This is a genomic window from Tardiphaga sp. 619_E2_N8_4 (assembly GCF_051810905.1).
Lineage (GTDB): Bacteria > Pseudomonadota > Alphaproteobacteria > Rhizobiales > Xanthobacteraceae > Tardiphaga > Tardiphaga robiniae.
In genome coordinates this window covers 4,103,911-4,117,466 of sequence record NZ_JBPWQJ010000001.1, presented here as the reverse complement: position 1 = coordinate 4,117,466, position 13,556 = coordinate 4,103,911, and the positions used below count along the sequence as shown (strand labels likewise).

The 13,556-nt window shown below is 62.2% G+C and carries 13 protein-coding genes; 5 read left to right on the top strand and 8 right to left on the bottom strand.

Going from position 1 to position 13,556, the window contains the following annotated elements:
• Positions 1-56 precede the first annotated feature (56 nt).
• Positions 57-806 (top strand): GntR family transcriptional regulator, encoded by a 750-nt coding sequence (locus tag AB8A23_RS19735; RefSeq protein ID WP_439066025.1) that lies wholly within the window; start codon positions 57-59, stop codon positions 804-806.
• Between the two features lie 41 nt (positions 807-847).
• Here the strand turns inward: AB8A23_RS19735 and recJ are convergent, their stop codons facing one another.
• The 7 genes from recJ to AB8A23_RS19700 form a co-directional block, all read right to left on the bottom strand.
• Complete coding sequence (gene recJ / locus AB8A23_RS19730; protein ID WP_439058479.1) at positions 848-2,686, bottom strand: single-stranded-DNA-specific exonuclease RecJ; 1,839 nt, start codon at positions 2,684-2,686, stop codon at positions 848-850.
• A gap of 48 nt (positions 2,687-2,734) precedes the next feature.
• On the bottom strand, positions 2,735-3,454 hold the full coding sequence (locus AB8A23_RS19725; RefSeq protein WP_439058480.1) for a haloacid dehalogenase type II: 720 nt from the start codon (positions 3,452-3,454) through the stop codon (positions 2,735-2,737).
• Between the two features lie 77 nt (positions 3,455-3,531).
• Positions 3,532-3,984 carry a GNAT family N-acetyltransferase gene (locus tag AB8A23_RS19720; protein ID WP_439058481.1) on the bottom strand — a complete coding sequence of 151 codons (453 nt, stop codon included), beginning with the start codon at positions 3,982-3,984 and terminating at the stop codon, positions 3,532-3,534.
• A gap of 10 nt (positions 3,985-3,994) precedes the next feature.
• The gene (gene glpX / locus AB8A23_RS19715; protein ID WP_068736567.1) at positions 3,995-4,993 is read right to left on the bottom strand and encodes a class II fructose-bisphosphatase; all 999 of its coding nucleotides are present in this window, start codon (positions 4,991-4,993) and stop codon (positions 3,995-3,997) included.
• 57 nt (positions 4,994-5,050) lie between these two features.
• Positions 5,051-6,373 carry a homoserine dehydrogenase gene (locus AB8A23_RS19710; protein ID WP_439058482.1) on the bottom strand — a complete coding sequence of 441 codons (1,323 nt, stop codon included), beginning with the start codon at positions 6,371-6,373 and terminating at the stop codon, positions 5,051-5,053.
• Positions 6,374-6,450: 77 nt separating this feature from the next.
• Positions 6,451-7,671 (bottom strand): LL-diaminopimelate aminotransferase, encoded by a 1,221-nt coding sequence (locus AB8A23_RS19705; protein ID WP_439058483.1) that lies wholly within the window; start codon positions 7,669-7,671, stop codon positions 6,451-6,453.
• 93 nt (positions 7,672-7,764) lie between these two features.
• Positions 7,765-8,085: a hypothetical protein gene (locus AB8A23_RS19700; RefSeq protein WP_414716883.1), complete on the bottom strand. Its 321-nt coding sequence runs from the start codon at positions 8,083-8,085 to the stop codon at positions 7,765-7,767.
• Positions 8,086-8,437: 352 nt separating this feature from the next.
• Here AB8A23_RS19700 and AB8A23_RS19695 point away from each other — a divergent pair, with 352 nt between their 5' ends.
• The 3 genes from AB8A23_RS19695 to AB8A23_RS19685 all read left to right on the top strand — a co-directional run bounded on the left by AB8A23_RS19695 (position 8,438) and on the right by AB8A23_RS19685 (position 11,694).
• Positions 8,438-10,177, top strand: coding sequence for a PHA/PHB synthase family protein (locus AB8A23_RS19695; protein ID WP_439060491.1), 1,740 nt, complete (start codon positions 8,438-8,440; stop codon positions 10,175-10,177).
• Positions 10,178-10,323: 146 nt separating this feature from the next.
• Positions 10,324-10,725 (top strand): MAPEG family protein, encoded by a 402-nt coding sequence (locus tag AB8A23_RS19690; RefSeq protein WP_089264168.1) that lies wholly within the window; start codon positions 10,324-10,326, stop codon positions 10,723-10,725.
• A gap of 27 nt (positions 10,726-10,752) precedes the next feature.
• A complete protein-coding gene (locus tag AB8A23_RS19685; protein ID WP_439058484.1) occupies positions 10,753-11,694 on the top strand; it encodes a glutaminase in 942 nt (313 codons plus the stop codon).
• A gap of 113 nt (positions 11,695-11,807) precedes the next feature.
• On the opposite strand, the gene AB8A23_RS19680 is transcribed toward AB8A23_RS19685, so the two are convergent.
• A complete protein-coding gene (locus tag AB8A23_RS19680; RefSeq protein ID WP_093758441.1) occupies positions 11,808-12,008 on the bottom strand; it encodes a DUF2735 domain-containing protein in 201 nt (66 codons plus the stop codon).
• A gap of 499 nt (positions 12,009-12,507) precedes the next feature.
• Here AB8A23_RS19680 and AB8A23_RS19675 point away from each other — a divergent pair, with 499 nt between their 5' ends.
• Complete coding sequence (locus AB8A23_RS19675) at positions 12,508-13,542, top strand: glutamine synthetase beta-grasp domain-containing protein (RefSeq protein WP_089264165.1); 1,035 nt, start codon at positions 12,508-12,510, stop codon at positions 13,540-13,542.
• The last annotated feature ends 14 nt before the right edge of the window (positions 13,543-13,556 follow it).

Sequence of the window (13,556 nt, the reverse complement as noted above, 5' to 3'; positions counted from 1 at the left end):
GGTCGCCAATCAGGCTTCCATCCTGCGATCAGGGACTTAGGGGTCGAGGGACGACGGTGGAAAAGCGTTACGCGTTCGTGGCCCGAGCACTGACCGAGGCCATTGCAGACGGACGGCATCCGGTCGGGTCCGTGCTGCCGACAGAGTTCGAGCTGGCGGACCAGTTCGCCGTGAGCCGATCAACCGTGCGCGCGGCGATGCAGGAGCTGCAGGCGTCCGGCTTGGTCAGCCGGAAGCGCAATGCCGGGACGCGTGTCGAGGCGACGTCTCCGGCCAAGGGCGGTGATGGCTTTACGCAGGCACTCAATACGATCGAGGCGGTGCAGCAGTTCGGCACCGAGACGGAGCGCCACGTGCAGCGCGTTGCGGATGTCGTCGCCGACAGCGAGCTTGCCAGCCAGCTCGGATGCCGGCCCGGCCGCCGCTGGCTGTGCATCTCAAGTCTGCGCACGATTCCGGGCGACGTCACACAGACGCCGATCTGCTGGACGGACGTGTATATCGACGGCGCCTTCGCCGACGAAGTGCGCGCGAAGATGGGCGGGCATCATGAGATCTTCGGCACGCTGGTCGAGAAAATCTCGGGACGACGCTTTGTCGAGATCCGGCAGGACATTTCTGCGGTTGGCGTGTCGGACGCGATGGCGGAGCCACTGAAGGCAACGGCTGGCGCGCATGCGCTGTCGATCCGGCGGCAGTATCTGTTCGCGTCAAACGAGCTGGCTGAGGTCTCGCTCAGCATTCATCCGGCGGACCGCTATCGATACTCGACCAGACTGCTCCGCCGGCAAGACATAAATGGATGAGTGCGCCGGTCAAGCCGGGAGCCGACAGACTGAGATTGATATCATCTGATCATCTTCGGGCCGGGATCCGGCGCCGCCACATCGATCACGCGCATCTGCACGCGCTCGGCACCCTGCCAGCGATCGACGGTCAGCGAGCCCGCCACATGGACGGGCTGACCGCGCAGCTCCTGCAACGCGTTGCCAAGTTTCTGCCCCACTGAACGAAACGCGATACCGTTGACCATGGCGCCGTCCGACGCCTTAAAGCGCAGCCGCAGATGCGCCTGCCCGACTTCATCGACATAGACGAGCTGATGCGCCGGCAGCGCAATCACCGGCTCGGGATTGGCCTGCCCGAACGGGCCGGCGCGATTGAGCGTATTCACGAGATCCGTCGTCACACCGCGCGCAGTGATAGCGCCATCGATGAAGAGTTCTTTCTCGTTGCGGGACTTGCCGACATCCGCAGCCAGCGCGCTTTCGATATAGGCGCGGAATTCGCCGAGCCGTTCCTTGCGTAGCGTGATGCCCGCGGCCATGGCGTGGCCGCCACCTTTCATCAGAAGCCCATCGGCAACAGCTTGCCGCACGGCTTTGCCGAGATCGACGCCGGAGATCGAGCGGCCAGACCCCGTGCCAATTCCGCCAGGCTCCAGCGCGATGGCAAAAGCCGGACGCGCAAATTTCTCCTTGAGCCGCGAGGCGACCAGACCGACCACGCCCGGATGCCAGCCTTCGCTGGCCGTCACGATCACCGAGCCTTTGTCTTCGAGCCCGAGTGACGCCAACGCCTCCGCTTCGGCCTGCGCTTCCGCGGCCTGTTCGATTACGCGGCGTTCGATGTTCAGCCGATCGAGTTCGGCAGCGATCTTCGCGGCCTCGGAAATATCGCCTTCGAGCAGCAGCCGCACGCCCAGGTCCGCGCGCCCGATGCGGCCGCCGGCATTGATGCGCGGTCCCAGCATGAAGCCGAGATGCCATGCTTCCGGCGGACCATTCAAACGCGCCACATCCATCAGTGCGGTGTGGCCGATGTGATCGCGGCGGCGCAATGCGATGAGACCCTTGGCGACAAAGGCGCGGTTCAGACCGATCAGTGGAGCCACGTCGGCCACGGTACCCAGCGCCACGTGATGCAGCATGCCGAGCAGATCCGGCTCCGGCATCTCGGCGGTCCAGAAGCCGCGCTTGCGCAATTCGCGATTGACGGCGACCAGCGTGATCAGCACGAGGCCCACGGCAGCGAGATGACCGAGACCGGAAATATCGTCGAGCCTATTGGGATTCACGACGGCATCGACGTCAGGCAATTCCTCGCCGGTCTGATGGTGATCGATGACGACCACAGACATGCCGAGCTTCTTGGCCTCGGCCAGCGGCTCAAAACTGGTCGTGCCGCAATCCACGGTGACGAGCAGCGTGGCGCCCTTGCCCGCCAGCGTCTTGATGGCATCCACATTGGGGCCGTAGCCCTCGAAGATGCGATCGGGAATGTGGATCTGCGGGTCGAGCCCGCAATGGCGGAGATGCCAAGCCAGCAGCGCCGACGACGTCGCGCCATCGACGTCGTAATCGCCGAAGATTGCCACTTTCTCCCGGCGCTGTGCGGCATCCGCGATGCGCTTCGCCGCTGCTTCCATCTGCGTGATGGTGAACGGGTCCGGCATCAGCTTGCGGATGGTGGGATCGAGGAAGTCTTCGACCGCGTCGAGTTCGATATTGCGGCCGGCGATGACCCGCGCCAGCATCTCCGGCAATTGGAAACGTTGCACCATGGCCAGCGCCCGCGCCGCCCCACGCTGATCCACCCGGTCGCGCCAGATCCGCCCGGTGGCGGATTCGGTAACGCCGAGAAAGGCCTGCTGGGATTCGACGGGAATGATGGTCGGTGGCGTCATGGCATCAGCAATAGGCCGCGCAGCCGCTTTCGGCAAATCCCAAGCCGGTCAGCAGCCCATCCGCTTCGCCAGATCGTTGAAGTCGTCGGCCACCACGTCCCACGGGCCCTCGGCCTTGAAGTCGCGGTTCTGGTGCGGGCCGTATTCAGTGACCCGCGGCACGAAGGCGGTCTTGAGGCCGAGTTTGTGTGCGGCATCGAGATCGCTGTTATGGGCGGCGACCATCATAACTTCCGCAGGCTTCAGATTGAGCAGTGCGGCCGCGCCGAGATAGGCCTGCGGATCGGGCTTGTAGTGTTCGAACAGTTCCGCGCTCATGATCAGGTCCCATGGCAGGCCGGCGAATTTCGCCATGTTGGTCAGCAGCGCGACATTGCCGTTCGACAACGGGCTGATGACGTATTTTGTCTTCAGCCTGGTCAAGCCGCTCACCGAATCCGCCCACGGATGCAGCCGGTGCCAGCCGAGTGTCATGTAATGCAGATCGTTGTCCGAGAGCCCTTTGATGCCGAACTTGGCGACCAACACATCGAGTGACTGCCGATGCAGCGTGTCGAGCTTGACGAAGCCGCGCTCGGGATGATGGCGCACGACATCCATCGACGGCATATAGGCCTGCCGCCAGGCATCGACGAGCGCGGTCCAGTCAGCCGTGATGCCGCGCGCTTTGCCGAACGCGGTACAGTCAGCAATCAGGCTGGAACGCCAATCAACCACGGTGCCGAACACGTCGAACACCAGAGCCTTGACGTTATCGGTCTCGCTCATGGTCTCATCCCCATTTTGTTTTTTGGTTTTTAGTTCGATTAATCCGAGCGCATATTGGCGCGCTCGGATTGCCTTAATTAGAGTATCTTCCGATATTGCATAAATCCGGAATTGTCCGCGACCTGATCATACAGAATGCGCGCCTGCGCATTCTCGTTCTGTGTCAGCCAATGCACGCGGCTGCAGCCATCGGCCTTGGCCTTCGCATAGACCGCCTCGATCAGAGCGCGACCGACGCCGAGCCCACGCGCGTTGTTGTCGACGAACAGATCCTGCAGATAGCAGTAGTTGCCGGGCGTCCAGGATGAGCGGTGATACAGGAACTGCACGATGCCGGTGAGCTTGCCGTCCACATAGGCGCCGAGCAGGAACATCTGCTCATTGGCGTCGTGGAAACGCTTCCACGCCGTGTCGGTCGCGGCCTGTGGCAGCGTCGCCTTATAGAACGTCAGATAGCCCTGCCACAGCGGCTCCCAGGCAGCCCGCTCATCGGGGCCGACCGGGCGGATCTCAACATTCGCCTTCGCCATGTGACCGAACTCAATCCAGGTGGAATTTTTCGAGCTGGCGATGCTCGCCCTTGATAATGCGCACCGTGCCGGTCACCGAACGCATCACGATGGTCTCGGTCTCAATGACGTCGCCGCGGAACTTGACGCCCGACAGCAATGCGCCGTCGGTGACACCGGTGGCGGCAAACAGGCAGTCGCCCTTCGCCATGTCCTCGATGCCATAGATCATCTTCGGATCGGTGACACCCATCTTCAGCGCACGCTCGCGCTTCTCGTCGGTATCGAGGATCAATCGGGTCTGCATCTGGCCGCCGATGCAGCGCAGTGCTGCGGCCGCCAGCACGCCTTCCGGTGCGCCGCCAATGCCAAGATAGATGTCGATGCCAGATTTGGCGGGATCGGTGGTGTGGATGACGCCGGCGACGTCGCCGTCCGGAATGAGACGCAGCGCCGCCCCGGTCGAGCGGATCGCTGCGATCAATGCTTCGTGCCGCGGCCGCTCAAGCACGAGGGCGGTGATCGCCGACACCGGCACGCCCTTGGCCTTGGCGAGGCGCTTGATGTTCTCTTCCGGCGATGCGTCGATGTCGATCACGTTCTTGGCGTATCCCGGGCCAATCGCGATCTTGTCCATATAGACGTCGGGCGCGTGCAGCAGCGTGCCGCCGTCGGCCATCGCCATGGTGGCGATCGAGCCCGGCATGTCCTTGGCGCACAGTGTCGTGCCTTCCAGCGGGTCGACGGCAATATCGACCTTCGGGCCGGCATTGATGCCGACCTTTTCACCGATATAGAGCATCGGCGCTTCGTCGCGTTCGCCCTCGCCGATCACGATGGTGCCGTCGATCGGCATCTTGTTGAGCTCGCGGCGCATCGCATCGACCGCTGCCTGATCGGCCGCCTTCTCCTGCCCATGACCACGCAGCCGCGCAGCCGACACTGCCGCGCGCTCGGTCACGCGAACGATCTCCAGCGTCAGAATGCGCTCGAGCAGTTGCTGCGGCGGGACGGTAATATGGGTCGACATCGGCGGGCTCCTTCTACGGTGGGACGAATGTCCCCGTACAACTCTCAACGCGTGGATTTAGTTCTTCTCGATCCGGATAACCTGCGGCTTGCCCGATATCACCTTGTCGCTCTGTACGGCCTGGAGGGCGCGGCGCATCGCGTCCTCGGTGGTGGCGTAGGTGATCAGGATAACAGGCACCGGTGACGATTTCGTGCTCTTGCCGACCGGCTCGATGCCGCCGTTGGGATGGCGCTGCACAATCGACTCCAGCGAGATCTTCTGCTCGGCCAGACGCGTTGCGATGCGTGCGGCCGTGCCGGCAAGATCGCGCGCCATCAGGCGGATGTAATAACCACCTTCATGGCGTTCCATCGGCGCCTTGGTGGTGGTCTTGAGCTTCTCAACCGGCCGCCCGAACGGCAGCGCACGCACATTGCGGGCGACATCGGCGATATCGGCAAGAACGGCAGACGCCGTCGCGGCGCCGCCAGCGCCGGGACCGACCAGCGTGATCGGCGCGATGCCGGCACCGTCGACGGTGACAGCGTTGGTGACGCCCATGACCTGCGCAATGGAGGACGACAGCGGCACCATGGTTGGATGCACGCGCTGTTCGATGCCAGTCGCGGTGCGCATGGCAACGCCCAGTAGCTTCACGCGATAGCCGAGCTCTGCAGCAGCGCGCAGATCTTCAGCGGCGATGGACGAAATGCCCTCGACCGAAACAGCGCTCTGCGCGACCTTGGTCCCGAATGCGAGGCTGGCGAGAATGGCCAGCTTCTGCGCGGTGTCGTGGCCATCGACGTCGAAGGACGGCTCGGCCTCGGCGTAGCCAAGCCGCTGCGCGTCTTTAAGGCATTCCTCGAAGGACAGGCCCTCCAGCTCCATCCGGGACAGGATGTAGTTGCAGGTGCCGTTGAGAATACCGTAGACGCGATTGATATCGGTGCCGACGAGACCTTCGCGGATGGTCTTGATGATCGGAATGGCGCCAGCGACGGCGGCCTCGTAGTTCAGCGCGCCGCCGTGCTTCTCGGCCGATGCCGCGAGCTTCAAACCGTGCTTGGCGATCAGCGCCTTATTCGCGGTGACGACCGACTTGCCGGCGCGCAGCGCCGCCTCGATCGACGACAGCGCGGGATCGCCAACACCGCCCATCAATTCGACGAAGCACTCGACATCCGGATGCTGCGCAACCGCGAGCGGATCCTTCATCCAGTCGATGCCGCGCAGATCAACGCCGCGCTTCTTGGTCTTCAAGCGCGCGGTGACAGCAACCACCTTGACGCCACGACCGCAGCGCGCGGCCAAAATCGAGTTCTGCTGTTCGATGAGACGGACAACTTCGGCACCAACGGTGCCGAGTCCCGCGATACCCACTTTGAGGGGTGCGACCATTAAGCTTCAGACCTGTCGGAATTCTTGTTGAGCGATGACCGGTCCGAAAACCGGTTGCCGGTTTTCGGGGATCACGCCTATCGCCGGTTGGCGAGAGGAACCACGTTGTGCAACGTTTCGAGACCGCTTTCAAGGAAGCGGCGAATGCCGCGGGCAGCCTGGCGAATGCGCTGTTCGTTCTCGACCATCGCGATGCGGACATAGCCTTCGCCATGCTCGCCGAAGGCAACGCCGGGAGATACCACCACGCCGGACTTTTCAACGAGAAGCGTTGCAAACTGCATGCTGCCGACTTCGCGGAATTTCTCCGGCAGCGGCGCCCAGGCGAACATCGACGCCGATGGCGGCGGAATGTCCCAGCCGGCACGCCCGAAAGACTCCACCATGGCATCGCGGCGCTTGCGATAGGTGTCGCGCATCTCGCGGATGCAATCGTCCGGTCCGTTCAGCGCGGCAGTCGCTGCGACCTGCACGGGCGTGAACGCGCCGTAGTCGAGATAGGATTTCACCCGCGTGAGCGCGGCAATGATGCGCTCGTTGCCGACCGCAAAGCCCATGCGCCAGCCGGCCATCGAGAAGGTCTTCGACATCGAGGTGAATTCGACGGTGACGTCCATCGCGCCCGGTACCTGCAGCACCGAGGGCGGCGGGTTCTTGTCGTCGAAATAGACCTCGGCATAAGCGAGGTCCGAAAGAATGTAGATCTCGTGCTTCTTCGCGAAGGCCACGAGGTCCTCGTAGAAGTCGAGGCTCGCCACCTGCGCCGTCGGATTCGACGGATAGCAGACGATCAGCGCGATCGGCTTCGGGATCGAATGGATGATGGCGCGCTCGACGGCCGCGAAAAAGTCCGGCGTCGGCTCGGACGGCACCGAGCGGATCACGCCGCCGGCCATCAGGAAGCCGAAGGCATGGATGGGGTAGCTCGGATTGGGGCACAGCACGACATCGCCGGGCGCGGTGATCGCCTGGGCGACGTTGGCGAAGCCTTCCTTGGAGCCCAGCGTCGCCACCACCTGGGTGTCCGGATTGAGCTTCACGCCAAAGCGGCGCTCGTAATAGCCGGCCTGGGCCTTGCGCAGGCCGGTGATGCCCTTCGAGGCCGAATAGCGGTCGGTGCGCGGCTTGCCCAGGGTCTCCTTGAGCTTCTCGATCACATGCGGCGGGGTCGCAAGATCCGGATTGCCCATGCCGAGGTCGATGATATCGGCGCCAGCGTTTCGCGCGGCGGCCTTGGCCCGGTTGACCTGTTCGAACACATAGGGCGGCAATCGTCGGATGCGGTAGAATTCTTCCATGGGATCGGGCTCCAGAACCGCTTCATCATGCGGTTGAATCGCTTCTTTTTATCACGGAAGCCCGGTGACACCAGTCACGACGGGCAGTTTTGACTATTTGGCCGCCGGTTTGGCCGGCAGCACGACGGCCTGGCGATCGCGGGCGGCAGTCAGTTCGGCCTGCATCTTGGCCTGATCCGCCGGCGCCATGGCGGTGCCTTCGCGGGTGGTCGGCAGATCATGAACCGGCAGATAGGTGCCCACCTCGGCCGGACGCGCCGGAGCGCCCGCCGGCGTCCCCACCATGGGCATGTCGGCGATGGTCGAGGCGCAGCCGCCCAGAGGCAAGCCAAGCCCCAGCACCAGCAAGGCGGCCGCTGTCGCCGCCCGCCCGCTGCGACCGCCAATTGCCCTGAATGTGCCTCTACGCGTCACGCCACAACCCTACATCGCATTAGAATCGATTTCATCCCTATCGCAGCGCACCATCCAACCAATCTGGTCACAAACGATTAATGCCGGGAGAAGGCGCTAAAGGCTTGGATCTTCAATATGACGGAAGCAAGACCCAAAGCCGAATACATGACGCGGTGCAGCACATCGAATCCTGCGGCAATCCGCGAACTGTGCCATCATCGATTTTGCGTGGCGACGTACCGTTGCCCGACTGGAATGAAGCTGTTGTTGCGCCATGACCGAAGTTGCCGCCGACGCCAAAGCTGCTAACGACAAAATCTCGGGCGACGCGTCCGCCAAACCGTTCAATCCCGAAGCTTTTGCGCTCAACATGGCCAAGGCGATGGAGAATGGCGGCAAGGCCCTGGCCGCCTATCTGCAGCCGCGCCAGACCGGCGAGACGGTCGACAAGCCGCCAAACGAGCTGACGGAGCTGATCAAGACCTTCAGCATCGTCGCCAATTACTGGCTGTCCGACGACAAGCGTGCCGCCGAATTGCAGATGAAGCTCGGCAAGGCCTATCTCGACCTCTGGGGCTCGGCGATGCGCCGGATGGTCGGCGAAGCCGGCTTGCCCGCCATCGAGGCACCGCCGCGCGACAAGCGTTTCAGCGATCCCGAATGGAAATCGAACCAGTTCTTCGACTTCGTCATGCAGGCCTATCTGCTGACCACGCAATGGGCGCACGACCTCGTCAAGAACGCCGAGGGGCTCGATGCGCATACCCGCAAGAAGGCGGAATTCTACGTTCAGCAGATCACCAATGCGATGGCGCCATCGAATTTCGTGCTGACCAATCCGGAAGTACTGCGCGAGACCGTGATGTCGAACGGCAGCAACCTGATGCGCGGCATGACCATGCTTGCCGAGGATATCGAGGCCGGCAAAGGCTCGCTGCGCATTCGCCAGTCCGATCCGAAAAACCTCGAAGTCGGCGTCAACATGGCGACGACGCCGGGCAAGGTGATTTTCCAGAACGAGGTGATGCAGCTGATCCAGTATCAGCCGGCAACCGAGAACGTACTGCGCACGCCGCTTCTGATCGTGCCGCCCTGGATCAACAAGTTCTACATCCTCGATCTCAAGCCCGAGAAATCCTTCATCAAGTGGGTCGTCGATCAGGGCGTCTCGGTGTTCGTGATCTCCTGGGTCAACCCCGACAAGCGCCTCGGCGCCAAGACCTTCGACGACTACATGAAGGAAGGCCCGCTGACCGCGATGGACGTCATCGAGCAGATCACCGGCGAAATGACCGTCCACACCATCGGCTATTGCGTCGGCGGCACCCTGCTCGCCTCGACGCTGGCCTGGCTCGCCGAGAAGCGCCGCGTCCGCGTGGCATCGGCGACGTTCCTGGCAGCCCAGGTCGATTTCACCCATGCCGGCGATCTCATGGTGTTCGTCGACGAGGATCAGATCTCGGCGCTGGAAAAGGACATGCAGGCAGCAGGCGTGCTGGAAGGCAGCAAGATGGCCATGGCCTTCAACATGCTGCGCTCCAACGATCTGATCTGGTCCTATGTCGTGAACAACTACCTCAAGGGCAAGCCGCCTTCGGCCTTCGACCTGTTGCACTGGAATTCAGACGCGACGCGGATGCCGGCGGCGAACCACTCGTTCTATTTGCGCAACTGCTATCTGGAGAACAAGCTCTCGACCGGCAACATGATCCTCGACAACACCCGGCTCGATCTCTCCAAGGTCAAGGTGCCCGTCTACAATCTCGCCACCCGCGAGGACCACATCGCGCCGGCGCAATCGGTGCTGTACGGCTCGCAATTCTTCGGCGGCCCGGTGAAATACGTGTTGTCCGGCTCCGGCCATATCGCTGGCGTGGTCAATCCGCCAGCCTCCGGCAAGTACCAGTACTGGACCAACGATAACGCCCACGCCACCGATCTCGCCGACTGGATGAAGACCGCACAGGAACATGCTGGCTCGTGGTGGCCGAACTGGCGGGAGTGGCTCTCCGGCATCGATGGTGAGGAAGTTCCTGCCCGCCATGTCGGCACAGACGCATTCCCCGCACTGGAAGACGCCCCCGGCAGTTATGTGCGGGTGCGGGCGTAACGGCCCGCCTCTCCGCGCTTGCTTGGCGTCGTCACAGCAAACGTCTATGATTTCAGCTAGGACGCGTCGCATCCGCTTGCGGCGCGTGTGTTTTGCATGACCATCTCCGCGTTTTCCGCGGGAATTTCGACTGAAAGGATACCCGGATGACGCGCGAATTGTTCTGGCTGACGCTGACCGTGATTCTCACCGGCCTACTCTGGGTGCCTTATATGCTGAACCGCATCATGGTCCGCGGTGTCACCGGCGTCATGGCCAATCCGACGCGAACCGACAGGCCGCAGGCTGAATGGGCTAACCGGATGATGTTCGCCCATGACAACGCCGTCGAGAATCTCATCATCTTCGCGCCGCTGGTGCTGATCCTGAATGCCGCCGATGTCTCGACCCCGACCACCGTTCTGGCCTGCGCGGTCTATTTTTGGTCGCGCGTGGTGCATCTGATCGTCTACACGCTCGGCCTGCCGATTTTCCGCACGTTGGCCTTCGTGGTCGGCTTCATCGCCCAGGCGGTGCTCGCCATCGCGATCCTGCGGATTCCGTACTAACACTTCTTCTCGCCAGATTGATCTGCAATGAACCACGCTGCCCCAAGTCTCCATCTCGTCGTCAAGGAAATTGCCGACGAGATGGCGCAGCGAACGGACCGCGGCGACGTCGCGAGCTATATTCCGGAACTGGCGGGTGTCGATCCCAACCAGTTCGGCCTTGTGGTCATCGATGCCGATGGCCAGGTTGCGGCTGGCGGCGATGCCGATGTGCCGTTCTCGATCCAGAGCATCTCGAAAGTCTTCACGCTGACGCTGGCGCTCGGCATGGTCGGCGACCGGCTGTGGAAACATGTCGGCCGCGAGCCCTCGGGCAATCCGTTCAACTCCATCGTCCAGCTCGAACGCGAGCGCGGCGTGCCGCGCAATCCCTTCATCAATGCCGGCGCCATCGCCGTCACCGACGTCATTCTGTCCGGCCATCAGCCGCGCGAGGCGATCGGCGAAATCCTGCGTTTCATGCAGTTTCTGTCCGGCGACAGCTCCATCGTGATCGATGAAACCGTCGCCGCGTCCGAGAAACGCACCGGCTTTCGCAACACCGCGCTCGCCAATTACATGAAGTCGTTTGGCGTGGTCGAAAACCCCGTCGACTTCACGCTCGGCGTCTATTTCCACCACTGCGCGATCGCGATGTCGTGTCGGCAGTTGGCCATGGCGACGCGCTACCTCGCTTATTCGGGCCGCAATCCGTCGACCGGACTCTCGGTGGTGTCGTCGGAGCGCGCGCGCCGTATCAACGCGTTGATGCTGATGTGCGGCCATTATGACGGTTCGGGTGAGTTCGCCTATCGCGTCGGCCTGCCAGGCAAGAGCGGCGTTGGCGGGGGCATTATCGCAGTCGCCCCCGGAAAGGCCTCGATCGCAGTCTGGGCGCCGGGTCTCGACAAGCACGGCAATTCGCATCTCGGCCGCATCGCGCTCGAAGCGCTTACGAAGCGGCTCGGCTGGTCGATCTTCGGCGTCTGACGCCAACCCGGTTTACGGTCATGAAAAAGGGCTGAAACATCGTTGTTTCAGCCCTTGATCGTCGTCGATAAACCGCACCCGGGGCGGTGAACCTTGCGTCCGGCCAAGCACCGTCAATGTTCGTAGGTCCGATTGGCTTCCTGGATGGCAGCCTCGTGGTACCAGCTGTCATAGTCGGCCACGGTTTTTACCGTCGAGGCACGCAGATCCAGCGGCTTGCTGAGCCGTCCCCGCGGGCCGACCGATCCACGGCCGCCAACCGGGAATTGGTAGATTTTAGCGGTATGGGGGTGATGCGTTTGAGACGTCGGCATCGCTTCTCTTCCTTCCTCTGATCTGTTTTTTCCTTTCGGATCATCATTGTAACAGAGACGCCCTTCTTTTGTGCCGACTGCCTCGTAAGAAGCATCCAAATGGCTACAATATGCGCACTGGATGGACATGCGCTTTGGGCGCGCAGGTTTTGAAGCCGCCTACGCAGCGCCTGACCTCTCATTTGAGCGTCTGAAAGGCAGAAAAGTTCCGGTCCAAAATAGCCTGCAAGGGAATTGGGCAGCCGGTATTTTTCGCGCGCGGTCGAATTCCTCTGAAAAATTCGCGAATCCGGACCGATTCCCGGTCTCCGATGCCCTCTCCAGACAGCGAATTACAGCCCCGTTGGGGACGCGCCGCGGTTTTCGTCACAAAAGCGTTGCGCCGCGACAAGTTGGCATACTACGTGCTTTATATGCAGCGCCTGGGCGGATTTTGCGTCCGCCCGCCGGCAAGCTCAGGGCTCACGCCCTACGCATCGCCAACTCATGAGAGACCCGCATGACAAAGTATAAGCTCGAGTATATTTGGCTCGACGGTTACACGCCGGTTCCGAACCTGCGTGGCAAGACGCAGATCAAGGAATTCGAAGATTTCCCGACCCTCGAACAGCTCCCGCTGTGGGGCTTCGACGGTTCGTCGACCATGCAGGCCGAAGGCCACAGCTCCGATTGCGTGCTGAAGCCGGTTGCGATCTATCCGGATGCGGCCCGTGAGAACGGCGCCCTGGTGATGTGCGAAGTCATGATGCCCGATGGCGTCACCCCGCACTCGACCAACAAGCGCGCCACCATTCTCGACGATGCCGGCGCCTGGTTCGGTTTCGAACAGGAATACTTCTTCTACGAGAACGGCCGTCCGCTCGGTTTCCCCGAGGATGGCTATCCCGCGCCGCAGGGGCCCTACTACACCGGCGTCGGCTTCAAGAACGTCGGCTCGATCGCCCGTGAGATCGTCGAAGAACATCTCGACCTCTGCCTCGAAGCCGGCATCAACCACGAAGGCATCAACGCCGAAGTGGCGAAGGGCCAGTGGGAATTCCAGATCTTCGGCAAGGGCTCCAAGAAGGCCGCTGACGAAATGTGGATCGCGCGCTACCTGCTGCTCCGTCTGACGGAAAAGTATGGCATCGACATTGAATTCCACTGCAAGCCGCTCGGCGATACCGACTGGAACGGCTCGGGCATGCACGCCAACTTCTCGACCGAATACATGCGTACGGTCGGCGGCAAGGCTTACTTCGAAGCCTTGATGGCCCAGTTCGACAAGAACCTGATGGACCACATCAACGTGTACGGTCCGGACAACGACAAGCGTCTGACCGGCAAGCACGAAACGGCTCCGTGGAATAAGTTCAGCTACGGCATCGCGGACCGCGGCGCCTCGATCCGCGTCCCGCACTCCTTCGTCAAGAATGAGTACAAGGGCTATCTGGAAGACCGTCGCCCTAACTCCCAGGGCGACCCCTACCAGATCGCTTCGCAGATCCTGAAGACCATCTCGGAAGTCCCGACCGCCAAGTCGGCAGCCGCGTAAACGTCACTTACAGA